This window comes from Psychrobacter sp. P11G3 (genome assembly GCF_001435845.1).
Classification (GTDB): Bacteria; Pseudomonadota; Gammaproteobacteria; order Pseudomonadales; family Moraxellaceae; genus Psychrobacter.
Map to the genome: position 1 here is coordinate 1158215 of NZ_CM003596.1, position 24981 is coordinate 1183195.

20 protein-coding genes are annotated in these 24981 nt (G+C 42.9%); 10 read left to right on the forward strand and 10 right to left on the reverse strand.

Features of this window, described 5'->3' with window-relative positions; all coding sequences use genetic code 11:
- Positions 1-390: 390 nt before the first annotated feature.
- Entirely contained in the window at positions 391-1431 is a 1041-nt protein-coding gene (locus AK824_RS04805; RefSeq protein WP_057759276.1) for an ABC transporter substrate-binding protein, read from the reverse strand.
- A 77-nt stretch (positions 1432-1508) separates the two neighbouring features.
- A complete protein-coding gene (locus tag AK824_RS04810; protein WP_057759277.1) occupies positions 1509-2558 on the reverse strand; it encodes an ABC transporter substrate-binding protein in 1050 nt (349 codons plus the stop codon).
- 603 nt (positions 2559-3161) lie between these two features.
- On the opposite strand from AK824_RS04810, the gene AK824_RS04815 reads away from it, so the two are divergent.
- A complete protein-coding gene (locus AK824_RS04815; protein WP_057759279.1) occupies positions 3162-3563 on the forward strand; it encodes a hypothetical protein in 402 nt (133 codons plus the stop codon).
- 94 nt (positions 3564-3657) lie between these two features.
- On the opposite strand, the gene metG is transcribed toward AK824_RS04815, so the two are convergent.
- Both metG and AK824_RS04825 read right to left on the reverse strand, forming a co-directional pair.
- A complete protein-coding gene (gene metG, locus AK824_RS04820; RefSeq protein ID WP_057759281.1) occupies positions 3658-5757 on the reverse strand; it encodes a methionine--tRNA ligase in 2100 nt (699 codons plus the stop codon).
- A 346-nt stretch (positions 5758-6103) separates the two neighbouring features.
- On the reverse strand, positions 6104-7519 hold the full coding sequence (locus tag AK824_RS04825; protein ID WP_057759283.1) for a GntP family permease: 1416 nt from the start codon (positions 7517-7519) through the stop codon (positions 6104-6106).
- A 410-nt stretch (positions 7520-7929) separates the two neighbouring features.
- Here AK824_RS04825 and AK824_RS04830 point away from each other — a divergent pair, with 410 nt between their 5' ends.
- The 6 genes from AK824_RS04830 (at position 7930) to dcd (ending at position 14082) form a co-directional block, all read left to right on the forward strand.
- A complete protein-coding gene (locus AK824_RS04830; RefSeq protein ID WP_057759285.1) occupies positions 7930-9270 on the forward strand; it encodes a short-chain fatty acid transporter in 1341 nt (446 codons plus the stop codon).
- A 255-nt stretch (positions 9271-9525) separates the two neighbouring features.
- Positions 9526-10239: a CoA transferase subunit A gene (locus AK824_RS04835; RefSeq protein ID WP_057759287.1), complete on the forward strand. Its 714-nt coding sequence runs from the start codon at positions 9526-9528 to the stop codon at positions 10237-10239.
- A 141-nt stretch (positions 10240-10380) separates the two neighbouring features.
- On the forward strand, positions 10381-11010 hold the full coding sequence (locus tag AK824_RS04840; RefSeq protein WP_057759289.1) for a 3-oxoacid CoA-transferase subunit B: 630 nt from the start codon (positions 10381-10383) through the stop codon (positions 11008-11010).
- A 141-nt stretch (positions 11011-11151) separates the two neighbouring features.
- A complete protein-coding gene (locus AK824_RS04845) occupies positions 11152-11952 on the forward strand; it encodes a 3-hydroxybutyrate dehydrogenase (protein ID WP_057759291.1) in 801 nt (266 codons plus the stop codon).
- Positions 11953-12148: 196 nt separating this feature from the next.
- On the forward strand, positions 12149-13372 hold the full coding sequence (apbC, locus tag AK824_RS04850) for an iron-sulfur cluster carrier protein ApbC (RefSeq protein WP_057759293.1): 1224 nt from the start codon (positions 12149-12151) through the stop codon (positions 13370-13372).
- Positions 13373-13506: 134 nt separating this feature from the next.
- A complete protein-coding gene (dcd, locus tag AK824_RS04855; RefSeq protein WP_057759295.1) occupies positions 13507-14082 on the forward strand; it encodes a dCTP deaminase in 576 nt (191 codons plus the stop codon).
- A 149-nt stretch (positions 14083-14231) separates the two neighbouring features.
- Here the strand turns inward: dcd and AK824_RS04860 are convergent, their stop codons facing one another.
- The 6 genes from AK824_RS04860 to AK824_RS04885 form a co-directional block, all read right to left on the reverse strand.
- Positions 14232-14669: a ClpXP protease specificity-enhancing factor gene (locus AK824_RS04860; RefSeq protein WP_057759297.1), complete on the reverse strand. Its 438-nt coding sequence runs from the start codon at positions 14667-14669 to the stop codon at positions 14232-14234.
- Positions 14670-14802: 133 nt separating this feature from the next.
- A complete protein-coding gene (locus tag AK824_RS04865) occupies positions 14803-15417 on the reverse strand; it encodes a glutathione S-transferase N-terminal domain-containing protein (RefSeq protein ID WP_057759299.1) in 615 nt (204 codons plus the stop codon).
- Positions 15418-15612: 195 nt separating this feature from the next.
- Positions 15613-16326, reverse strand: a complete 714-nt coding sequence (locus AK824_RS04870; protein ID WP_057759301.1) for a cytochrome c1 — start codon at positions 16324-16326, stop codon at positions 15613-15615.
- Complete coding sequence (locus AK824_RS04875) at positions 16326-17546, reverse strand: cytochrome b (RefSeq protein WP_371531454.1); 1221 nt, start codon at positions 17544-17546, stop codon at positions 16326-16328. The genes AK824_RS04870 and AK824_RS04875 overlap by 1 nt, the downstream gene beginning before the upstream one ends.
- Before the next feature lie 7 nt (positions 17547-17553).
- Complete coding sequence (gene petA, locus AK824_RS04880; RefSeq protein ID WP_057759305.1) at positions 17554-18138, reverse strand: ubiquinol-cytochrome c reductase iron-sulfur subunit; 585 nt, start codon at positions 18136-18138, stop codon at positions 17554-17556.
- A 521-nt stretch (positions 18139-18659) separates the two neighbouring features.
- Complete coding sequence (locus tag AK824_RS04885; RefSeq protein ID WP_057759307.1) at positions 18660-20603, reverse strand: ATP-binding cassette domain-containing protein; 1944 nt, start codon at positions 20601-20603, stop codon at positions 18660-18662.
- A 240-nt stretch (positions 20604-20843) separates the two neighbouring features.
- On the opposite strand from AK824_RS04885, the gene AK824_RS04890 reads away from it, so the two are divergent.
- From AK824_RS04890 to AK824_RS04900, 3 genes are all read left to right on the forward strand, one after another.
- On the forward strand, positions 20844-21101 hold the full coding sequence (locus AK824_RS04890; RefSeq protein ID WP_057759309.1) for a SlyX family protein: 258 nt from the start codon (positions 20844-20846) through the stop codon (positions 21099-21101).
- 219 nt (positions 21102-21320) lie between these two features.
- A complete protein-coding gene (locus AK824_RS04895; protein ID WP_057759311.1) occupies positions 21321-22820 on the forward strand; it encodes an outer membrane protein transport protein in 1500 nt (499 codons plus the stop codon).
- 375 nt (positions 22821-23195) lie between these two features.
- Positions 23196-24620, forward strand: a complete 1425-nt coding sequence (locus tag AK824_RS04900) for an outer membrane protein transport protein (protein WP_057759313.1) — start codon at positions 23196-23198, stop codon at positions 24618-24620.
- Positions 24621-24981 lie beyond the last annotated feature (361 nt).

Genomic DNA, 24981 nt, shown 5'->3' on the forward strand with positions numbered 1-24981 from the left:
AAATGGCAATTGCCAAAATCATCTACCTGCTAAACAGCTAAGCGGTGAATTTAACAGATTAAGCAATCTGCGGTTAGGGTAAACCAAAACATATCACGATTAACAACGATCATAAGCTACCTTGGTTTGAAGCGATGGTTAAAGGCACTGCAATGCAATCAATAGACCTATCCTCTACTTAACAAGTATCAGATAAATTACCAGACAAATACAGCACTATTAAACATGCTTCCAAAAAAGACTCTGTTTAGACAAGAAGCCCAGCCTAATGACTCATAGCTGGGTTTCTTGTTTAATTATTAGCCGTATATTTTAAGGTAGACAACACAGTATTAAGTAGTGTCGCTATCCTATTTATACCTGCTATTTTGAGCCAAATATAAAGGTGCGTTATTCTACCACTTCTTTAGCTTTATCGATAACCGCTTGTGGCAGCGTGATGCCTTCTTCTTTAGCATGTTTTGGACTGACGTATAGATCAAGGGCTTGTGGAGTGTAAACAGGGATAGCGCCTGCTTTTTCACCGTTTAAGATACGTACGACAATTTTACCAGTTTCACGGCCAAGCTCATAGTAGTTCACGCCTAGAGCAGCAACAGCACCGCGCTCAACTGAGCTAGTGTCTGAGGCAATTAGAGGAATCTTACTTTGTTTGGCGATTTGATAAAGTGACTCGTACGCTGATACCACGTTGTTGTCAGTTGACGTGTAGATCATATCGACCTTACCTTCGAGACTACGCGCTGCCATCGCGATGTCGTTACTACGCTGTGCAGGCGCTTCTAGTACATTGATACCTAGTGGTGTTAGCTTCTCTTTTAGATTTTTTAAGATAATCGTTGAGTTGACTTCACCTGGGCTATAGACATAACCGACGTTCTTTAATGATGGAATGATTTGACGCATCAAATCAATCTGTGGCTCATATGGTAGGGCGTCTGATGCGCCTGTAACGTTGGTGCCAGAGCCATCTAGCTTAGGTACCAGTTTTGCTGCTACTGGGTCAGTAACTGCTGAGAATACCAATGGAATGCTGCTAGTAGAAGCGGCAACAGACTGCGCAGACGGTGTTGCGATAGCGACGATAACATCTGGTGCATCAGCGACAAATTGCTTGGCAATCTGACCAGCAGTAGCAGTGTTTCCTTGCGCGCTTTGGAAGTTAACGGTTAAGTTTTCACCGTCTTTAAATCCCGCTTCGTTTAACTCGTCAATGACACCTTTACGTACATCATCAAGCGCTGGATGTTCGACGATAGCGGTAATCGCAACGGTCTTCATAGCTGTCGCTGAATCACCGGTAGCGGCAGCATCCGTGGAGCCATCATCTTGCGCTGATTGGTTACAACCAGTCAAGATAGCAGTACATACACCGCCTAATAATAGAGCCTTACCGAAATTAAAACGACCAAAACGATTTTGAGACAACATGGGTCTTACTCCTAAAATAATAGTGTGTCCGTACACTACATAAATAATTGACAAGCTAATAGATAGCTTACTACTTTTTATTTGGTTTCGGCATCAATATCAACATTGATGGCGTTTTTTAGTAACTCTGCTGACAAGCTGACACCTTGTGTTTTGGCGTGCTTAGGACTGACATATAAAGTCAGATCATTCATGACTTCAGGTTTGATAGTATTGACCGCTTCGCCGTTTAATACGCGATATACCATCTTGCCAGTGGTACGACCAAAATCATAGTCATTAACACCAAGCGCAGCAGTCGCACCGCGTTTTACACTGAATTCATCAGACGCGATAATCGGTAACTTTAGCTCATTTGCTGCTTGGGTCATGGCCTCAAAGGCAGAGGCAACATTGTTGTCAAATGAGGTATAGATGATATCTGCACGTCCTTGCAAACTGCGCGTCGCCATACCGATATCCGTTGGACGGTTGGCAGGAATGTCTAATAGGGACAGACCTCTTGCTGGCAAAGCTTGTTTTAGGTTCTCACGCAATGATACTGAGTTTGCCTCACCTGGGCTATAGACATAACCGATGGTCTTTAAGTCAGGTTTTATCTGCTGTAACAAATCCAACTGCGGCTCTAGCGGTAGTTGGCTTGATAGTCCAGTCAAATTGCTTTGAAAAGGCTTGCCATCTGCTGTGATGAGTTTGGCACCTAGCGGATCTGACACAGCAGTGTAGATAATAGGGATAGTGGTGGTCGCGGCTACCACTGACTGCGCAGAAGGTGTTGAGATTGCTACGATCGCATCAGGATTGTCTCCTGCAAATTGCTTGGCAATCTGTCCTGCGGTCGCTGTGTTTCCTTGCGCACTTTGAAAGTTAACAGTTAGGTTTTGACCTTCGACATAACCGTTATCAGCCAACTCATCAATAATACCGCGGCGCATATCATCTAATGATGGATGCTCAACGATTTGAGTAATGGCAATTGATTTGGCAGGTTTGTCTGTAGCCGTGCTATTTTCAGCAGTCGCTGCGGTCTCGGTAGAGGAGTTTGAGCAGCCGATTAGTCCAAGTGTGCTAATGGCACTAAGAGCAACGCCATATAAGCTTAAGCGTAGAGTAGAAGCGATAGTCATTATTAGGTTAACTCATAGGTTATATCAATCGCAAAAACTAAGTAAATACGGCCAGACTGACTGAGCCTACTAATTTATATAGTAGTCATTTTACTCATCTGTTTGGTGTACTTTGGTTTTTTGCCATGATATTGAAGAATGCAGATTAGCCAAGTCAATGCTATGTTGATGCTGAGATAGCAGGCTAACAATTAAATAAAGTAATCGTTCCATCGATTATTATGTTCATATTATGACAGTAATGTAAGTTATCGCAATAAGAAATTAATGTGTAGCGGTCATGGTGATGGATAATAAAAAAATCATCACTTCTTTTTATCTTATTAAGACGCGTGATGTATTGGAGCTCTTATGTAGATCTGAATATAACGGATGCCGCTAGGGTACTTTTGTTTGCTCAAACCATATGCAAAACGCTTACATCCTAGCAACGCATCTATTACGTACTCACTTCATAATTAACGTAAGCTAATTTTTATACGAGAAACATGATAATTCTAAAGATAATCCAGTCATTTTGATGACATTGTGCTGCCATAGTGGATATGAAATAGTGCTATAACTTATCTAACTTTTTCGAATGACTATTTTAAGGATAATATTATGAACACAGCTAATCTTAAATTATTAACCATCGCCGGTATCACCGCCACTTCTTTGATTGGATTGCCTGCTATGGCAAAAGATGGTCATGGAAACGGGCACGGTAATGGACATGGTAATAGCAAAGGCAACTCTGCCCATATCAGTAAAAACTATAAGCATAGCGGCAACGCCCACCCAAGTATCAACGCTTATCGCAATGCTAGCCCGAATGCTTCGTTCAAGCGTGATCTTGATAGATACGGTTATAGAGTAGTCGGCAAGATTGATAGAAGGGATTATGACCGTTCTGTCGTTTTAGACCGTTATGATGACCGTTATGTTCGTATTCGTACGCCAGAGAATAATATTGTGACGGTGATCAATGATACATTGCAGATTATCGATATTTTGAGCAGATAAGTTACGGCTTGGTTTTTAGTTATTTGCTAAATCAACCATAAAAAAAGATGCCACTTAGGGCATCTTTTTCATTTTTTAATCCTAAAAATAACCGTTATGCCAGTACGTCACCAACAACACAAGCATCCGGTAAGGTAACGACAGTTAAGCCTGTCTTTGGTTCGCCAGTTGACAATACCATGCCTTCTGATACGCCAAATTTCATCTTGCGCGGGGCAAGGTTGGTCACGCAAATAACCTTCTTATTAATCAATTGCTCAGGCTCATAGAACTTACGAATACCGCTAAATACGTTACGTGGCTTGTCTTCACCAACATCTAGCGTGAACTGTAGTAACTTATCAGCACCTTCTACATGGTTACACTCTAAAACGTGTGCGACTTTCATCTCGACTTTGGCAAAGTCTTCGATACCAATATAGTCAGTTTGCTCAGCATCTGCATTTATTGCAGGTGCTTTTTCGTTTGCGGCAGGCTTGCTATTGTCAGGCACAGCAGGAGCATCTGCTTGAGTTAAGGATGCTTTAGAATCTTCTACCATTGCTTCAATATCTTTTTCTTCGATACGTTGCATCAGTGGTTTGAACTTATTGATTTTATGACCTAGTAACCACTCATTACGACTGGCAAAACTTAAATCATCAAGGTTCAAAAATTCTTTAGCATTATTAGTCAGCTCAGGTAATACTGGCGCAAGATAGACCATCAATTGACGGAAAATATTGATAGCGACCGAGCAGACGTCTTGAACCTCTTGCTCAGTACCTTCCAATTTTGCTAATGACCATGGTTTTTTGGCATCGATATATTCATTGGCCTTGTCCGCACATTGCATGATTAAACGCATAGCACGTGAGAATTCACGATTCTCATAAGCAGCTGCAATCTCATCGCCCGTTTTGGTGATGTCTTCTAATAGCTCTGACTCGACGCAAACTTCTGACAGCATACCGTCGTACTTCTTAACCAAGAACCCTGCACTACGACTGGCGATATTGACGACTTTACCAACCAAGTCAGAGTTTACCTTCTGCATAAAGTCTTCTAAATCTAAGTTGATGTCTTCAACTTTATCAGACAGTTTGCTGGCGAAGTAATAACGCAGGTATTCAGGATGTAAATGCTCTGCGTAAGTCTCGGCCTTGATAAAAGTACCGCGTGACTTACTCATTTTTTCGCCATTGACCATCAAGAAGCCATGGGCAAAAACACCAGTCGGTGTACGGTATTCGCTACCAGCTAGCATGGCTGGCCAAAACAAGGCATGGAAGTAAACGATGTCTTTGCCGATAAAGTGATAAACCTCAGTTTTATGCTCGTTTTCTTGTGCCCAGTAGCGGTCAAAGTCAAGTGCTTGGTCTGTCCCTGCACGCTTATCACATAGGTTTTTAAAGCTTGCCATGTAGCCAACTGGTGCATCTAGCCATACGTAAAAGTATTTGTCTGGCTCATCGCTTGGAGTATCTGGAATTTGGAAGCCGAAATAGGGTGCATCACGCGAGATATCCCAGCTGGCAAGTCCTGCCTCAAACCATTCTTGAAGTTTGTTAGCGACTGATGTTTGTAGACGGTTGTCACTGCGCGTCCAGTCCTGTAAGAACTGCTCAAACTCTGGCAAATCAAAGAAATAATGCTTAGAGGTTTTGAGCACTGGCGTTGCATCAGACAATGTCGAATGCGGGTCTTTTAGGTCCGTTGCGTCATAAGTGGTACCGCATACTTCGCAGTTATCACCGTACTGGTCTGGTGAGTCACACTCTGGACAAGTACCTTTGACAAAACGATCGGCTAGAAATAGTTGCTTTTCAGGATCAAATAGCTGCTCGACGTCTTTTGTGCTGATATGACCAGCATCATTGAGACGACGATAAATCAGCTCAGAGAACTGCTGGTTTTCTTCTGAATGGGTGCTGTGATAATTATCAAAATTGATCAGGAACTTTGAAAAATCTGCTTCATGTGAGGCTTTGACTGAGGCAATTTGCTCTTCTGGTGTTACGCCGTTGGCTTCTGCTTTGAGCATGATTGCCGTACCGTGTGCATCATCCGCGCAGACATAGGTGACCTGATGGCCTTGCGCTTTCATCGCACGTACCCAAATGTCAGTCTGAATATATTCTACAAGATGCCCCAAATGGATATAGCCATTGGCGTAGGGCAGCGCACTGGTTACTAGAATCTCACGCACTTTCATCACCTATATTTTTATATAAACGGGTTAATTATCGAACATCTCAAGCGGCTCATCGCTCATAGATGCGACATCGTTAATGCTAAAAACTTCTAAAAATAATAAAAAATCAAAAAGTGCGCCTATGATACCGTAATTCAGATAATTTTGTGATATTCCTTGGTAATTACTTCTCATTTGGCAGGCATTTATTAACCACAAACAATAGCCCTACATTGAATTTGGTCGTTATAGATTAGGTATCAATCAACCATAAAAAACCCACCAAACAGTATGCTAAGTGGGTTTTTTATTTGTCCATTATTCGCTTAGATAGCAGTCGTTAGTACTAACGAATGACTAAGCTACCTTAAAATGAACCAAACATCGTACCTAAAATAATAACAGCAACCACAGCGATCAATGGGATGACCATCGTAACCATCGCCAAGTTCAAATAAGACTGCTTATGGGTCAAACCACAAATCGCTAGCAAGGTGATGACAGCGCCACTGTGCGGAAGCGTATCGAGACCACCTGCCGCCATGACGGCTACGCGGTGCATTAGCTCAGGGTCGATACCGGCATTGACCGCCATTCTTAGATAATCTTCACCTAATGTCGACAGCGCAATACTCAAACCGCCAGACGATGAACCTGTGATACCAGCAAGCGTAGTCATAGCGACTGCTTCTGAGATCAGAGGGTTGTCAGGGTTTAAGTTTAGGATGCTATCACGAATGATCAGGAAGCCTGCGAGCGACGCGATAACCGCGCCGTAACCCACTTCTGATGCGGTATTAAAAATCGGCAACATAGAATCATAAGTACCACGGTTAATGGTTTTTTGTAGGTTATTCCAATGTCCGATACGGAGCAAAATTAACACCACACAAGCCACGACCAATGAGATAATAATTGACCATAACCCAAGGGAGCCTGCGACATTCAAGTCTGGGAACTGAGTTTGTAGACTGCTGAAATCTATCGATGGGAAAACCATATAGGTCAATATAGCGTTTAAGCCAATGACCAATACAAGTGGAATCATCGCAATGGTAAAAGAAGTGTGGTGAGTGTTTAATACCTCAGCTTCTTTTGCCGTTGCGCCAACGCCGCCTACATCTTCTTCGTCATGCTGACCATAACCTTCGCCTGCTGCATTAGCTTTTCTGGCGCGTGACTGAAGCCACATCCAACCACAGACAAACGTGATCGTACCACCGATGATACCCAAAATAGGCGCGGCAAATACGTTGGTGTTGTAGTAAGGAATTGGAATAGCGTTTTGGATAGCTGGCGTGCCTGGCAGTGCAGTCATCGTAAACGTAAATGACCCTAGGGCAATCGCTGCTGGAATCAAACGCTTTGGAATATCTGCCGCTCTAAACAAGTCTTTGGCAATTGGATAGATGGCAAAAGCCACAACGAACAACGATACGCCGCCATAGGTCAAAATAGCACAGACCAAAATCACCGCAAGGATGGCTTTGCTAGCACCGAGTTTTTCGACGACCGTATTGGCAATGGCAGTTGCTGCGCCAGAGTCTGCCATTAGGCGTCCAAATAGTGCGCCTAGCAAGAATATCGGGAAGAATTTAAGTAAGAATCCACTCAACGCGCCCATAAAGACATCGGTATAAGCGGGAATGGTGCTTAAGAAGTCACCTGACAGTAAGACTGCTAGTGTCGCCATAATGGGTGCTAGGATCAGCACAGAATAACCGCGATAAGCAAAGAACATGAGTAATAATAGGGTAATGACAATAGCAAGTGTACTAAACATGACGGCCCTCCTTGGCAAAAAAAATAAGGCAGCGAGTATGCCGTGCTTGTCGATATAGGTCAATAAAATTAATCAAAATAAGCCTATTTCGTCTGTTTTATCAAACATAAATCTAGACTTATACACTCATAGTCACTAATATTTCGACAATTTAACTCCTGCACAGCGTTGACTCACATGCGCTGATGGTTATTTTCTAGTCGCTACGAAAATAATATGTTAAGTTAGCACAAGTGTTTCACGCATGATATAGCGAGATAGAATGTATTGTTATGAATACCAATATAAAATATAATGCCTGCCCTATATCAGATGTGGTGGCAATAACCGCACTTAGATCTGATAAGCGTTCAACAAGGCGCTAATAACAATTCTTAAAACCAAACATTAAATTTACAAGGAATGTGAATATGTTTAGTGCCATCACTAATATGAGCGTGCAGTTAGTCAATCGCTATCTACCATCCCCATTCGTATTTTCGATCGTTTTGACTCTTATCGCGTTTGCTGTAGGACTGGCTACTACTGGTCAAAACATGATTGCTATGGCTGGGCACTGGGGCAACGGACTATGGTCACTGCATAGCTTTGCCATGCAAATGGCGTTGGTCTTAGTGACGGGTTATGCATTTGCTAGCGCTCCATTTATTCAGCGCTTATTGGACAGTCTTGCTAGTAGAGTCCACTCTCCTACGACTGCCATTATCGTATCAACCTTGGTTGGACTAGTTGGCTCATGGATAAACTGGGGCTTTGGTTTAATCATCGGGGCAATCTTTGCAAAGGCACTGGCCAGAAAAGTCGCTAACGTCGACTATCCGCTATTGGTCGCTGCCGCCTATTCAGGTTTTGTAATTTGGCATGGTGGCTTTTCAGGTTCGATACCGCTGACACTTAGCTCGGGTGGTGATACGCTCCTGACGTTGTCAGGCAACACTATGACGGAAGCGGTACCTTTGTCTCAAACGGTATTTGCAGGCTACAACATGCTGCTAGTAGGTTTGCTCATCGTTATTTTGCCACTCGTCAATCGCTTTATGCATCCTAAAAACCCTACGGTTATTGATCCTAAACTGATCAAAGAAGAGCTCTACGTCGCACCCCAAAGAGACACGCCTGCACAAAAGCTAGATGATAGCCGTATTATCGCTGTCATCTTATTGGCCTTAGCACTGATGTACTATATCAGCGAGTTTGGTAGTAACGGTTTTAATCTAGGGCTAAACATCGTCATTGGGCTATTCTTATTCATAGGTTTGCTATCGCATGGCACGCTAGAGCGTTATTATCGCGCCGTACACTCAGGGATAGGTGGCATCACAGGTATTGTGCTATTGTTCCCGTTCTACGGCGGTATCATGGGCATCATGACAGGTGCAAATGCAGATGGCATCTCTATCAGTACGCAAGTGACCGAGTTTTTTGTCAATTCAGCTTCTGCAGACAGCTTTCCGATTTTTGCCTTTTTAAGTGCTGGCTTGGTCAACGTCTTTGTACCGTCGGGCGGTGGACAGTTTGCGGTACAGGGCCCTGTTATGATTCCTGCTGGTATTGAGCTAGGTGTTAGTCCAGCCATTACTGCGATGGCGATAGCATGGGGTGACGCATGGACCAATATGATTCAGCCGTTTTGGGCCTTGCCATTACTAGGTATCGCAGGTTTGGATGCACGCGCTATCATGGGCTACTGCTTGATCGTACTGGCAGTATCGGGTGCTATTATCATGAGTGTGTTTTGGCTATTGGTATAGTCATTCCACTGTAAAAATATTACTGCGTTAACCTCGCTTGAAGTATTTAATATACATCTACACTCGGTTGCCTTGTACTATTTTTAAATTGAATTGACTATACAAGGTTATAACGCGCAAAAGAAAAATTAGCGTGGTTCATTTTCGCTATTAGTTCTTAATTTTTATAACAATCAAACGGATAATTGAGACACTTAATTCAGCATTAGTTTATGCACGGATTAAAAATATAAATAACAGTCATAGGAGACAAGCATGAGTCAGTCAAAAGTATATAACAGTGCCGAAGAAGCGCTAAAAGGCGTCGTCAGTGATGGGCAAACGCTCGCGATCGGTGGCTTCGGACTATGCGGTATTCCAGAAGCATTAATCGAAGCGCTGCGTGACAGCAAAGTTAAAGAGCTGACTTGTATCAGTAACAACGCCGGTGTCGATGACTTCGGTCTAGGGCTATTGCTACAGACACGCCAAATCAAAAAAATGATTTCGTCATATGTGGGTGAAAACAAAGAATTTGAGCGCCAATATTTGGCAGGCGAGCTAGAGGTTGAATTGACGCCGCAAGGGACATTGGCTGAAAAGCTGCGCTCAGGCGGCGCTGGTATTCCTGCGTTTTATACCGCAACAGGCGTAGGTACATTAGTTGCTGAAGGTAAAGAAACTCGTGATTTTGATGGTCGTACTTATGTGCTAGAGCATTCCTTACGCGCGGATGTCGCTCTAATTAAAGCGCAAAAAGCTGACAAAGCGGGCAACCTAATCTTTAATAAAACCGCTCGTAACTTTAACCCAGACTGCGCGATGGCCGGTAAAATCACAATTGTTGAAGTCGAAGAAATCGTCGAAACCGGTACGTTTGATCCAGACGAAGTGCATCTACCAGGTATCTTCGTTCAGCGTATTGTATTGAATGCTAGCCCTGAAAAACGTATCGAAAAGACCACGACTAAAGCTGTAGAAGGCGCGTAAATAGAAACGTGGTCGACGCTTGATCGTACGTGAAATCAATAGTTAACTTTAGATTGATAATAGTTTAGACAGCCAATTGATTAAATAATTGGCTGTCTAAATGAATAAAAATAGAATATCGCAAAAAATAAGGAAATCAGCATGGCATGGACAAGAGAGCAAATGGCGCAACGCGCTGCAAAAGAGCTACAAGATGGCTACTATGTGAACCTAGGCATCGGTCTCCCAACGTTGGTCGCCAACTACATTCCTGAAGGCGTGGACGTATGGCTACAATCAGAGAATGGCCTGCTAGGTATTGGTGAGTTCCCTACAGCAGAAAACGTTGATGCGGACTTGATTAACGCTGGCAAGCAAACAGTAACCGCAGAAGCTGGTGCTAGCTATTTTAGTAGCTCAGAGTCTTTCTCAATGATTCGTGGTGGTCATGTCAACTTGGCCATATTGGGTGCAATGGAAGTGTCAGAAAAAGGCGACCTTGCCAACTGGATGATTCCCAAAAAGATGGTCAAAGGTATGGGCGGGGCGATGGATTTGGTCGCAGGCGTACAGCGTGTGATTGTATTGATGGAGCAGGTAAATAAGCACGGCGATCCAAAAATCTTGGCAAACTGTGAGCTACCATTGACGGGTAAAGGCGTGGTTGATCGTATCATCACTGAGCTTGCTGTATTAGACGTTACTGATGAAGGCCTAAAACTGGTTGAATTAGCAGATGGTGTGAGCTTTGACGAACTACAAGAAAAAACACCAGTAAGTATTATTCAGTAAACTTTGTACAGTAAAGTGACTGTCCTAAGATTAATATGTTTTATCCCGCAAATAAATACGCCACTATGATTATAGTGGCGTATTTGTTCAGTTCAATTTCATAAAAACTAATAATATTTTAGATCATGATAAGGAATATGTATGGCGACCCAATTAGAACAAGATTTGACAGGCAAAGTAGCATTGGTCACTGGCTCTGCAAGTGGTATCGGACGTGACATCGCTGAAACTTATGCAAAAGCAGGCGCAGCGGTTGGTATTGCCGATATCAACCTTGAAGCAGCACAGAAAACCGTTGATGCGATTGAATCTGCTGGTGGACGTGCTCTCGCGATTGCCATGGATGTTACCTCAGAAGAGGCGGTAAACGATGGTGTACAGCAGCTAGTTGATACCTTTGGTAGTATTGATATTCTGGTCTCTAATGCTGGTATTCAGATCATTGACCCTATTGATAAAATGGCCTTCAGCGATTGGAAAAAAATGCTTAATATCCACTTAGATGGCGCTTTTTTGACCACCAAAGCTGCGATTAAGCACATGTATAAAGGTGATAAGGGCGGCACAGTTATTTATATGGGCTCTGCGCACTCACATGAAGCTTCATTGTATAAAGCCCCTTACGTGACTGCTAAGCATGGACTACTAGGACTGTGCCGTGTATTGGCCAAAGAAGGTGCAGCGCACAAAGTACGCTCGCATGTGATTTGCCCAGGGTTTGTCAAAACGCCGTTGGTCGAAAAACAAATCCCAGAGCAAGCAGCTGAAAAGGGCATCAGTGAAGAGTCGGTTATTAACGATATTATGCTGGTCAATACCGTAGATAAAGAGTTTACGACAGTAGAAGACATTGCCCAATTGGCACTATTTTTGGCGGCTTTCCCAACCAATGTATTCACTGGACAATCTATCGTTGCCAGTCATGGTTGGTTTATGAATTAATATATGTACAATTTGCATATACCACAACCTCAGACCTACTGGCGTTGTGGTTTTTTTATGAGTCCAATTCAGCTACACTGTCACGATAGAAGGTTTGGCTAATATACTCATTAACGTTATCGGTTGTAATATGCGCAACGAGACGGCTTGAGCAATTTGCCAGATCTACCCACTTGTATAGGCCATAATAGTAGCTATGTTTAACTTTATGAAGAAAAAAACCACAAAAACCGAAACGCCTCAGCAGCAGGCAGAGCGTGATAGCGCCGTTGACAAAGTCCTACTTGGATATGAAATAGGTGCTGTCAGTATTGCCACGATGGTCACAGGGCTTGAGCGTGATGGCGAAGCACTTACGTTAGACCTGCGTTTGCCAAAAGATAGTAACCTTGAAGTTATCCAGCAGGAGCTTGGGCAGTTGCTACATCCGCATGGTATTACCACGATTCATATGAATGTGCGTCTGCCTGCGCCAGAAAAAGGTTCAGGTTCAAGCTTACCAAAGCAGATGCCAAAGACAACCAATGCGATGGAGTCTCAGCCTTCATCTGGCGCTAATAACAATGCTAGTAACACTAACGCTGAGCCACCGATTACGAAAGCTGCACCTACGCAAGCATCGTTGGCCGCGCATCCTCGTATCCGTCATATTATTGTTGTGGCATCAGGTAAAGGCGGTGTTGGTAAATCGACCACCACGGTCAATATCGCCTTAGCACTACAGAAGCTTGGCAATCGAGTTGGTGTGCTAGATGCCGATATCTATGGTCCTAGTATGCCAACGATGCTAGGCGTTGCTGATGTGAAGCCGCAACTAGAAAACGAGCAATTCGTACCGGTCGATGCGCATGGTATGGCAATGCTCTCTATCGGTAGCTTGCTTGATGGAGATAATACCCCTGTTGCATGGCGTGGACCGAAGGCAACGGGTGCATTGATGCAACTTTATAATCAAACCAACTGGCCGCAGCTAGATTATTTAGTGATAGATATGCCGCCAGGTACAGGAGATATACAGCTGACCTTGGCACAGCGCATACCAGTCACGGGCGCTGTTGTTGTCACAACGCCGCAGCATGTTGCACTACTTGATGCTCAAAAAGGCATCGAGATGTTTAACAAAACCAATATCCCTGTGCTTGGTGTCGTTGAAAATATGGCGCTACACACTTGTAGTAACTGTAATCATACTGAAGCTATTTTTGGTACGGGTGGCGGTGAGTTTATCGCTGAGCAATATCAGGTACCACTATTGGGTCAGCTACCACTTGCCAGTGGCATTCGTGCACAAGTGGATAAAGGTGTGCCAAGCGTCTTAGCTGATGATGAGTTTGCACAATATTATCTAGATATTGCCAAAAATATCGAAACCAATATCAATAAATTTGCAAAGCCTGTCGATGATAAGCGGATTTTCTAGTATCTAATGATTGAATAGGGTGCTGGTTGCTTAGCTAGTCTAAAACCAATGTAGGATAAAACAGCCATCACGCTATAAATTCAGCCGTCAATTCCGTATAATCGTCGCTATTAAATATTTGCTAAGGAACAACAATGTCTATCAAGTCTGACCGCTGGATTCGTAAAATGGCCGAAGAGCATGGCATGATTGAACCATTTGAGGCGGGTCAAGTGCGCTTCAACGATGCAGGCGAGCGTTTGGTGAGCTACGGCACCTCAAGCTATGGTTATGACGTGCGCTGTGCCCCTGAGTTTAAAGTATTCACCAACGTACACTCAGTGGTCGTTGATCCCAAAAACTTCGATGATAAAAGCTTTATCGATATCGTTGGTGATGAGTGCATCATTCCACCTAACTCGTTTGCTTTAGCACGTACTATGGAGTACTTCCGTATTCCACGTGATGTATTGACTATTTGCCTAGGTAAGTCAACTTACGCGCGCTGCGGTATTATTGTCAACGTAACGCCGCTTGAGCCTGAGTGGGAAGGGCACGTTACTTTAGAGTTTAGTAATACGACCAATCTACCAGCACGTATTTACGCTGGCGAAGGTGTGGCGCAAATGTTGTTTTTCCAAAGCGATGCTGATGATGTCTGTGAGACCAGCTACAAAGACCGCGGTGGCAAATACCAAGGTCAACGCGGTGTGACACTGCCAAGAACCTAATCAGTAAGCGTCCATTTAAAAGCTTATCAGTTATAGAAAGTTAATAAGCCTTTAAATAGTTAATAAAAAAGCTAGTCATATTAAATATGGCTAGCTTTTTTATTGTGTTAAATAGAATTGGTTTAAGGTTCTATTTATTTCAAGGCTTTTTACTTTAAGACCTTTAAACCTGCTTTATTATCGCGCTTTGGTTTAGGGGTTTTAATAGCGCTGTTGTTAGACATTGGCGCTGAGTCGTCTTCTGGCTGATAGTTGTCATACTCTTTTGGATCAAAGAACATCCCTTGCGAGTTCTCTTTAGCATAAATCCCCATCACCGCAGTAAGCGGTACCCAGATTTCTTGTGATACACCACCGAAGCGCGCACTAAAATGAATATAGTCATTTTCCATACTCATGTTACCCGTAGCACGGCTGGCGATATTTAATACGATACGACCGTCTTGCACATGTTCGGTTGGTATTTGCACATTGTCAGCGGTAGCATCGACCATCAAGTATGGTGTCAGAGCGTTGTCTTCTATCCATTGATATAGTGCGCGTACCATATAAGGGCGGGTAGGTGTAATAGAGGTAGTTTCGCTCATCTAATGATTTCCTATACTAATAATTTTTAATAATTGAAAAATATCTCGTTTAGCAATTTATCAAATGACAAATCCTAATTAACGTTTATCTTATTTATACTTTATTTTAGGACAGCTTTTGATACTTGTCTAATCAACGCACACTTTTTTGGAAGCTACTGCGTTCAAACACTCTCGTCTGGTATTCAAACAATGGACGGCTAATGGCACGTGGCAGCTCAATACCCATCTCATCTAATCGCCATAATAATGGTGCTAATAACACGTCACACCAGCCAAACTCATCAGCCATAAAATAAGGCTTATGAGCGAACAGCGGTGACAGAGTGATCAACGAGTCACTGAGCTGTTTTTTGGCAATGGCAGCTTGTGCTTTATTAAAGCTATCTGGATGTGTCAGCAAGCGCTTGCCTAGTACTAACCAATCACGTTGAATGCGCCAAGCCAATTGGCGAAACTGTGCACGCTCTTGCGGTGTCTCAGGGAGCAATTTATTTGTGTGATAACGCTCTTCAAGGTACTCAAAAATGACATTAATCTCATAAAGCGCAATCTCACGCTGCTGTAATACAGGCAAGGTATGATAGGGGTTTAGCTCAGTCAAATCTTCAGGGCGCTCAGAATGTAAGCGAGACAAATAGTAAGCGAGCTTTTTTTCTTCAAGTAATAGGCGTACCACATGACTGTCGTAGCCGTCATCAGCATACAAAATTAGCTGACTACTTGGAATGTCATTCGCATCAATCATGAAAGCCTAATGTTAATAGTGAAGGTTGTCATCGTAAACAAACTCGCAACGTTTATCAAGGTAGTGTACGTAAACATTAGCGCTGAGCGACTTATTTTCCGGCTTATCTAGTATTTATGCTCTATATCAAGGCACAAAAAAGCACTACCGGAGTAGTGCCTTTTTTAATTCTCAGAACGGTCTGCTAACTATGACTTATTTAACATCTTTCCAGAATTCTTTATTCAATAAGTAAACTGGGATGAGCAGTACTAATAAGAATAGAATTACAAAGAAACCAATCACTTGACGGTCATGGCGAGCAGGTTCGCCCATCCACGCCATAAAGTTAACCAAGTCACCAACTTCAGATTCAAACTCTTCCTGGCTCAACTCTTCTTGCATGTTATGCAATACGTGAGGCATCGCTGCATTGGCCAGTACTAAGTTGTTTGCACCCCAAGGACGGCTTGGATCTTCATAGAACGACAGTAAGTAAGTATATACCCAGTCGTCGCCACGCAGACGTGTCTCAAGTGATAAATCAGGAGGCGCTGCGCCAAACCAAGATGCTTGAATTTCAGGATCGATTTCAGCAGTAATGTGGTCACCGATTTGATCGGTAGTAACCATCAAATATTTTTCAACCAACTCAGGCGGTATCTCTAAATCTTTGGCAATGCGTGAGTGACGAACGTACTTAGCTGAGTGACACCCAGCGCAATAGTTCATAAAGATTTTTGCACCGTTTTGTAGCGAGCCCTTATTGGTAAAATCAATAGGAGCAGTACTACAAGCCAGATGTTCAACAACGCCATCAGCATTAGTGAACGTACCACAGCCACTACCTTCAGCCATTGCAGTACCAGCAGTCAACGTCAATGCCGCGCCCAAGCCTAGACCAGCTAGGGATTTAATTAGCGTGCTCATTAGTGACCTCCGGTAACGCGTTCTGGTGGCTGTTTACACTTCTCAATAGCAGTGTAGAACGGCATCAGTAAGAAGAACAAGAAATATAGAATCGTGAATACACGAGCCATGATAGTTGCCGTTGGGGTAGCAGGCGTCGCACCTAAGTAGCCCAATACAACAAAGCTAATAGCAAATACAGTAAGCGCGATTTTAGACAAGATACCTTTATAACGCATAGAGCGTACAGGCGATCTATCAAGCCATGGAATCAAGAACAATACAGCAATTGCAGCACCCATTGCGATAACACCACCAAGCTTATCAGGAACCGCACGCAAGATAGCGTAGAAAGGCGTGTAGTACCATACTGGTGCAATATGCGCTGGTGTTTTCAGTGAGTTCGCTGTCTCAAAGTTTGGTGGCTCAAGGAAGAAACCGCCGCCTTCTGGGAAGAAGAATACCACTGCAAAGAAACAGATAAAGAATACTACGATACCAACCATGTCATGCACGGTGTAGTACGGATGGAATTCGATACCGTCTAAAGGTACACCATTTTTGTCTTTTAGCTTTTTGATGTCGATGCCATCAGGGTTGTTCGAACCCACATGGTGCAACGCCACAATATGCATAAATACTAGGCCCACGAGTACTAATGGAATAGCAACAACGTGTAGAGCAAAGAAACGGTTTAGGGTAATACCAGAGATGATATAGTCACCACGTACCCATTCAGCAAGCCCATCACCAATCACTGGTAGCGCTGCAGGTAAGTTCAAGATAACCTGAGCACCCCAGAATGACATGTTGCCCCAAGGTAGTAGGTAACCGAAGAAACCTTCTGCCATAAGTGCTAGGTAGATACCCATACCGATGAGCCAGATAAGCTCACGAGGTTTTTGGTATGAACCATATAGCAAGGCTCTAAACATATGCAGGTATACAACGACGAAAAACGCAGATGCGCCGGTTGAGTGCATATAGCGAATGAGCCAACCACCTTTTACGTCACGCATGATGTATTCAACAGACGCAAATGCCCCTTCGGCACTTGGGTTGTACATCATGGTAAGCCATATACCAGTCACCAATTGGTTGACCAATACAATCATTGATAGCACGCCAAAGAAGTACCAGAAGTTAAAGTTCTTTGGTGCGTAGTACTTTGACATATGGTATTCATAGGTTTCGGTCGCTGGAAAACGCGCGTCCACCCAATGCATTAACTTTTTACCCATACTCATATTAAGCCTCCCCAACCGTCAAGATGGTACCATCCATACCATATTCTGGAACGGGTAAATTAAGTGGTGCAGGGACGCCGCTATACACGCGACCTGCTAAGTCATATTTTGACCCGTGACACGGACAGAAAAATCCGCCGTACCAATCATTACCACCTAAATCCACCGCGCCCACATCAGGACGGTAGTTTGGTGCACAGCCCAAATGTGTGCAAACGCCTTCGACAACCAATACGGTTGGATCTAAAGAGCGAGTAGGATTTTTGCAATATTCAGGTTGTAGAGACGCATCAGACTCAGGGTCAGATAATAGAGGTTTGACTGACTCTAGTCCTGCAACCATGTCTTCGGTGCGCTTAACCACATAAATAGGTTTACCACGGTATTTGACGACGATCATTTGTCCATCTTCGATAGAACCAATATCTTGGGTCACTGCAGCCCCTGCAGCCTCAGCTTTAGCGCTTGGGTACCAAGAACGGACAAAAGGTGTCGCCACGGCAGCTACCCCAGCTGCACCAATCGCGGCAGTTGAGGCAATAAGAACTCTACGGCGTTGTACATTAACGCCTTCGGCTTGGCTCATTAATACTTCCTCCAGGTGAATGAAATGGGATTATCCCACACTGGGTTTGTGGCTTAGAAAATATACAATATCAAGCCACTTTAGCTGTGCCTAATTTTGCTAATTGTTGCTATTCTAAGCTATTTCGGTGATAAAATAAATTATTGCGTTAAAAATAAAGCAACCTCAATAGGACATATTAGAAGGTTGAATATGACAATCAAACCAAAACAGTTGGATTATCAACGCTTAACGCTAACTTTGCTTTAACAAGGATTATGATGTGATGACCTTATAAATAATAAGGATTTTCAGCAATAGCGAATGATACTTGAAATTAAGGTAATGTTCACTAACTTTCACCATCTAACTACTTTGTAAGTTGCTGTAAAACAAATATCACCACTCTATATAATAAAGTGGTGATGTCTTCATAATAATTAATAAGGTTTTGTCAGGCTATCAGAAACTTGTTTATCGAAATACGCAATGCAAAGTACACATGCGATATTCCAATAAACTCAGCTAGAGAGTTGCCAATACTAGCCTTCAAGCTCACTCCAACGTTCAAGCTTGTGCATCATCTCATCTTCGATGGTTAAAAGACGTTCACTAGCAGCTGTCGCCGCATCAAAGTCAGTATTGAACCAAGAGCCATCGGCCAGCTTTTCTTGTAATTGAGCTTGTTCGGCTTCGAGTGCAGCAATTTCTTTCGGCAAGTTGTCCAGTTCGCGTTGATCATTATAATTAAGCTTTTTGGCTGCCTTATTTGGTTTCGCTGCTGTGCCAGACTTGTTTGTCGCTTTGTTACTAGCTGCGTTGTTGGCAGGTGCTTTGGCAGCACGGGATGCTTCTTCGCGGTTCTTTTGTACGAGGTACTCTTGATAACCACCTACATACTCATTGACCACTCCTTTACCATCTTCATCTTCGCCAAACACCCACGTAGAGGTAACGACATTGTCCATGAATGAACGATCATGACTGATCAGCAAAATCGTACCACCAAAGCTAGCGACTGACTCTTCTAATAGCTCAAGTGTCGCCATGTCCAAGTCGTTGGTTGGCTCATCAAGTACCAAAATGTTGGCAGGTTTTAATAACTGCTTGGCCAGTAATACACGGTTACGCTCACCACCTGATAAGGCTTTGACAGGCGTACGTGCACGCTCTGGTGCAAACAAGAAGTCTTGCAAATAGCTCATGATATGTGTCTTGCGACCGCCAACTTCGACAAAGTCAGAGCCTTCCGAAACGTTTTGCGCAACGCTCGCTTCAAGATCCAATTGATCACGCAACTGATCGAAGAATGCGATTTTCAGATTAGTACCTAATTCGACACTACCAGACTTGGTCACTTCATCATCAGACATGTCGAGTAGGGCTTTAATAAGAGTAGTTTTACCAGCACCGTTAGGGCCGACAATACCAATCTTATCGCCACGCATAATAGTGGTCGTAAAATCATCTACTAGTACGTTACCGTCATACTCAAGATGTAAGTTTTTGACTTTACAGACAAGCTTACCGCTTTTCTCGCCTTGACCCATGGTGATGTTTACATTGCCCACTTGCTCACGGCGCTCGCTACGCTCTTCACGTAAGGCTTTTAGTTCACGGACGCGGCCTTCGTTACGGGTACGACGTGCTTTGATACCTTGGCGAATCCAAACTTCTTCTTGTGCCAGTTTTTTATCAAAGTTGGCATTGTTCTTTTCTTCAGCTTGTAACTGTAGCTCTTTTAGCTCTTGATAGCGCGCGTAGCCACCTTCGCCTTGCGTCACGTCATAGCTGGTCAATTGGCCACGGTCAAGCTCAATAATGCGAGTCGAAAGTTTATTAACGAATGCTCTATCATGAGTCACGAACAACAACGTCAAACCTTGCCAATCAAGCAAAAAGCGCTCTAACCATTCGATACTTTCGACATCCAAATGGTTGGTTGGCTCATCTAGTAGTAGCACATCAGGCTTAGTAACTAGCGCACGAGCAAGTAACACGCGGCGTTTACGACCACCAGATAGGGATGATAAGTCGTCTTCTGGATTAAGGCCCATGGTCGTAATCAGACGCATGGCATCGCGTTCTAAGTCCCAGCCATGTACCGCATCGATATCATGCTGTAGGGTCGCCATATGCTCACAGGCATCCATATCGCCATTCGCGCACATATCGACTTGCTTATTATAGTTAATGAGCAAATCAGCCGTGCGACGACTGCCGCCCATAACGATGTCTAATATGCGACCGCTAGTCTCAGGAACGTCTTGCTCTAGCATCGCTACACGCATGCTACTGTTGGTAATAATCTCGCCACTGTCAGGCTGCAATGAGCCATTGATCAGTTTAAACAAAGTGGATTTACCTTCGCCGTTGCGGCCAATCAAGCACACACGCTCGCCTGTATTGATAGAAAAATCAATACCATCAAGAACAGGCGCGACGCCAAAGGCTAAGTGAATGTCTTTTAAATGAATCAGTGCCATAGAGTATCTTAAGCTTATATAATAGTGAGGTAGGGGTTGTTGCAAAATTGCCTGCAGTATAACATGCCACCGCGTTACTGTAGTGCGAGTAAATAGTTTTATCAGTACTATTTATTGCTTTTACTAACGGCTCCTATTCCATGACTATGTTTGTAGGTTTATCGCTAATTTACGGTACCCTTCAAACCCTTTAATAATCCATCCTTTCAATTTAATACTTACTATAATTTAGAGAAAAATATGAACCAACCTAAAATTACAGATGATACTTCTGATATTCAAAATGATTTGCAAGCCCAAGTAATCGATTTACAAATGAGCCTCGCGCATCTTGAAGTAACGGTCGAACGACTGGATGACGTAATTACGCGACAAGACAGAGATATTCATACGTTGCAACGTCAACTACAGCTTATTTATAAACAAATCGAGGGTCAGGATACGGAAAGTGGTATTGCACCGTTCGATGTAATGGCAGACAGACCACCACATTATTAATAAGTAAGATTTGAAAAGAAAAGCCTTTAATAGTGGAAAATATATACGCGCTTTTATATATAGATACTCTCTGATGACTATATGGTCATAACATAGAAATAATGTGTTTTTGTAGTTGTTTTAGTGTTAAAAAATCTTTACTATCTTCCACCTCGGATACTGCTTATCTATGAAAATTAGGTAAAACAGTAAAACAATGCGGATGTTTGGAGATATAAAATGCGCCACACCTTTCATTTAAAAACTCTTGCAGTAGCTGTTGCTACTCTTTCTGTTGTTAGCGTCGCTAGTGCTGCTGGCCTTGATCGCTCAGGCCAAGATATTACCGCATTCCTACAAGATGGCACGTATGCAGAAGCTGTCTACACTTATATCGATGCTGATGTTACTGGTAAAGATACTTCAGGTAATAAAATCGATGACATCGCAGAATCTTATGACTTTTTCCGTTATGGTGTAAAAACAGATATCAACGATACATTCAGTGTTGGTATTTTATATGATGAGCCTTTCGGTGCTGCCGCTGATTACACTGGAAATAATAACTTTGTAGGCGCACCAACTGATGCTGTTAATAATATTATTGCATCGCGTCTAGGTGGATTAGGCGTTAATAATGTAGAAGAGTTGAAAGGTTTAGTTGAAGGTACTCAAAACCAGTTAACTGCTGCTGAAACTCGTTTAAATGCAGTTAGAGAGCAAGTAAGACAAGCTCAAGCAGCTGTTAATCAAAACCCAGCACTTGAGTCTGCACTGCGTCCACAGATTAATGCTGGTTTAGCAGGTATCGCCGCTGGCGAAACGCAGCTAGCAGCAGGTCAAGCGCAGTTAAATCAACTTGAGCAATTAGAAGGCTTTGCGGATGGCCGCCTTGCGAATGATGAAGGTACAAATGTTGAAGTCCGTAGCGAAAGCATCACAGGTATCCTAGGTGCTAAGTTTGGTCAAAACAAAGAATTTCAGGTGTACGGTGGTCCTGTTGTCCAGCGTATCAAAGCTGATGTAAGTCTTCGTGGTAGTGCTTACAGTGCTGCTACAGGCTATACCGCTCATATTAGCTCTGATACCGACTATGGCTATATCGCAGGTGTATCTTACAGTAAGCCTGAAATCGCTCTAAAGGCGGCTTTGACCTATCGTTCTGAAATTGATCACAGCTCAAATATCGATGAAATATATCCAGTAGTAGCAGCGCTAGGTGGTGAAGCGAATCAAGGTAACACGCTAGATATCACTACGCCTAAATCAGTTAACTTCGATTTCCAAACTGGTATCAACCCTACAACCTTAGCGACTGCAAAAGTGCGCTGGGTACCATGGAGTGATTTTGCAATCGTTCCACCACTTTATAATGAAGTAAGTAAGCAAGCAACTAATGATGATAAAGGTTTATCTTTAGTCAGCTATGATGATGACCAATGGCAAGTAGAGTTAGGTCTGGCTAAACGCTTAGCGCCAGCATTGGCAGTAAGTGGTACTGTCGGTTGGGATAGTGGTGCTGGCAACCCTGTAACTTCATTGGGTCCTATCGAAGGCTACTATAGTGCAGGCTTAGGCGCTAAATACAACGTTACTGAGAACTGGGCCGTATCTGCCGGTGGTAAGTATCTATGGTTTGGTGATGCAGAAGGTCAGATTCCAACGAAAGCTATTGTGAGTGACTTTGAAAGTAACGACGGATTTGTACTTGGTGTAAAAGTCTCTTACCAAGCTCAGTAATTCACAGCTTAGTTATATAGCAAATATTTTAAATACTATTGATAAAAAAGCGATCCTTTAAGGGTCGCTTTTTTTATAGGCAGTATTATAGTCATAGTGAACCCGTTTTATCCTGAAGAAAAACTCTCCTGTGAACAAATATTTTTTAAGAAATTCATATCTAAAAGTAGAAGTAAACGGAATTGTTTCATTTATATCTTATTTGTACTGTTCAGTCATAATTGAGAAATAAAGCACTTTAATTGTTGTTTTAGTGTCAAAAAGCTATTAGTATTCAACTTAGGACACGACTTTGATACTTTCAATGTTAAGCGCAGCAATGCTATATATTGTTTATCGAAGTAGTAATACAACAAGGACCGTTGGAGATACACAATGCGCACTACCTTTCACTTGAAAACCCTTGCAGTAGCAATCGCTACTCTCTCTGTCGCTAGCATGACTAATGCTGCTGGTCTTGATCGTTCAGGCCAAGATGTCACTGCTTTCTTTCAAGATGGTACCTATGCAGAAGCCGTCTATACTTATATTGATGCTGATGTAAGTGGTTATGATAGTGCTAACACTAACCCTTCTCAAAATGATTATGTACGTGGTGATAAGACAGGTGATATCGCTGAGTCTTACGATTTCTTCCGCTATGGCGTAAAAGCAGACATTAACGATACTTTTAGTGTAGGTATTCTATACGACGAGCCTTTCGGCGCAGCTGCTGAATATACTCAAAGTAACTTCGTCTCACAAGGAGATGTTGACGCTTCTATTGCTTCTATTACTAATGGCGCAGCGCCAAGTCTTGCAGCGGCACAGGCTGGAATTGGTGCTCTGGCTGCAGGAGAAACAGCGGGTGTTTTAACTCCGGCACAGCAGGCTCAGTTAGATGGATTGCGTGGAGCAGTAGCAGTAGCACAAGCTGAAGCAGGTACCGCGGGCGAAAATACTAATGTAGAAGTTCGTAGCCAAAGCCTAACAGGGATTTTGGGTATGAAGTTTGGTGCCAACAAAAACTTCCAAATTTATGGTGGTCCAGTTGCACAGCGTACTCAGTCTGAAACCAAATTACGCGGTTTAGCTTATGGCCCTGCTAGCGGTTACACGTCAAACAGCAATCCTGATATGGACTATGGTTATATAGCAGGTATTGCTTATAGTAAGCCTGAAATCGCATTAAAAGCTGCTTTAACTTATCGTTCTGAAATCGATCATGATATACAAATATCTGAGTCATATCCGTTAGTCGCTATTAGAGCTACAGCAGCAGGAGCTACTCCAGAACAAGCGGCTGCAGCAGCAAATAGAAACAGCAAATACGAAATTACTACTCCTAAATCAGTCAACTTTGATTTCCAAACAGGTATCAACCCTACAACATTAGCAACAGCAAAAGTACGCTGGGTACCGTGGAGTGATTTCATTATTACACCACCACTTTATAACGATACTAGTAAAATCAGTTATGGTCCTGATGGATTAAACTTGGTGGAATACAAAGATGACCAGTGGCAAGTAGAGCTGGGATTGGCAAAGCGTTTAGCGCCAGCATTGGCAGTAAGTGGTACCGTTGGTTGGGATAGTGGTGCTGGTAACCCTGTAACTTCGTTAGGACCGGTCGAAGGCTATTATAGTGTTGGTCTTGGTGCCAAATATAATGTCACGGAAAACTGGGCAGTATCTGTAGGTGGTAAATACCTATGGTTCGGTGATGCCCAAGGTCAATTACCAACAGGCAAAATCGTCGCTGATTTTGAAGACAATGATGGTTATATCGCTGGTGTGAAGCTGTCTTATCAAGGGAAATAATCTTTCTATATAACTGCTAAACAATAAAAAAGCGGCCTACAATAGGTCGCTTTTTTGATGGGCTTTCTATCTATATTTGATTGTTAGTGCTCAAATATAGGTACAACAGCAAAGGCTATCTATATAGTATTAATTTATATAGCATATCTATATTTTATTTGCCTAGTTTAGTTTCGTGTCCATAAACAACACATATTCTTCGGCTTAAGAGTAGATACGCACTTATACCTAATCAAATATTTAGTAAATAAGCTGTTAATAACAGCATAATATACTCAAGGTGTACAACGATGTATACGTATGAACAGATAGTAAAATACAATGCTAAAGAGAAGTAGTTGCATTAATAAAGTCTATTTCG

Coding starts and splice junctions, on each gene's coding strand:
- AK824_RS04875 (WP_371531454.1), bottom strand. CDS start 17,546: ATGGGTAAAAAGTTAATGCATTGGGTGGACGCGCGTTTTCCAGCGACC.
- AK824_RS04870 (WP_057759301.1), bottom strand. CDS start 16,326: ATGAGCACGCTAATTAAATCCCTAGCTGGTCTAGGCTTGGGCGCGGCA.
- AK824_RS04815 (WP_057759279.1), top strand. CDS start 3,162: ATGAACACAGCTAATCTTAAATTATTAACCATCGCCGGTATCACCGCC.
- AK824_RS04890 (WP_057759309.1), top strand. CDS start 20,844: ATGAACCAACCTAAAATTACAGATGATACTTCTGATATTCAAAATGAT.
- metG (WP_057759281.1), bottom strand. CDS start 5,757: ATGAAAGTGCGTGAGATTCTAGTAACCAGTGCGCTGCCCTACGCCAAT.
- AK824_RS04865 (WP_057759299.1), bottom strand. CDS start 15,417: ATGATTGATGCGAATGACATTCCAAGTAGTCAGCTAATTTTGTATGCT.
- apbC (WP_057759293.1), top strand. CDS start 12,149: ATGTTTAACTTTATGAAGAAAAAAACCACAAAAACCGAAACGCCTCAG.
- AK824_RS04860 (WP_057759297.1), bottom strand. CDS start 14,669: ATGAGCGAAACTACCTCTATTACACCTACCCGCCCTTATATGGTACGC.
- AK824_RS04810 (WP_057759277.1), bottom strand. CDS start 2,558: ATGACTATCGCTTCTACTCTACGCTTAAGCTTATATGGCGTTGCTCTT.
- AK824_RS04830 (WP_057759285.1), top strand. CDS start 7,930: ATGTTTAGTGCCATCACTAATATGAGCGTGCAGTTAGTCAATCGCTAT.
- AK824_RS04895 (WP_057759311.1), top strand. CDS start 21,321: ATGCGCCACACCTTTCATTTAAAAACTCTTGCAGTAGCTGTTGCTACT.
- AK824_RS04840 (WP_057759289.1), top strand. CDS start 10,381: ATGGCATGGACAAGAGAGCAAATGGCGCAACGCGCTGCAAAAGAGCTA.
- AK824_RS04835 (WP_057759287.1), top strand. CDS start 9,526: ATGAGTCAGTCAAAAGTATATAACAGTGCCGAAGAAGCGCTAAAAGGC.
- AK824_RS04845 (WP_057759291.1), top strand. CDS start 11,152: ATGGCGACCCAATTAGAACAAGATTTGACAGGCAAAGTAGCATTGGTC.
- AK824_RS04885 (WP_057759307.1), bottom strand. CDS start 20,603: ATGGCACTGATTCATTTAAAAGACATTCACTTAGCCTTTGGCGTCGCG.
- dcd (WP_057759295.1), top strand. CDS start 13,507: ATGTCTATCAAGTCTGACCGCTGGATTCGTAAAATGGCCGAAGAGCAT.
- petA (WP_057759305.1), bottom strand. CDS start 18,138: ATGAGCCAAGCCGAAGGCGTTAATGTACAACGCCGTAGAGTTCTTATT.
- AK824_RS04805 (WP_057759276.1), bottom strand. CDS start 1,431: ATGTTGTCTCAAAATCGTTTTGGTCGTTTTAATTTCGGTAAGGCTCTA.
- AK824_RS04900 (WP_057759313.1), top strand. CDS start 23,196: ATGCGCACTACCTTTCACTTGAAAACCCTTGCAGTAGCAATCGCTACT.
- AK824_RS04825 (WP_057759283.1), bottom strand. CDS start 7,519: ATGTTTAGTACACTTGCTATTGTCATTACCCTATTATTACTCATGTTC.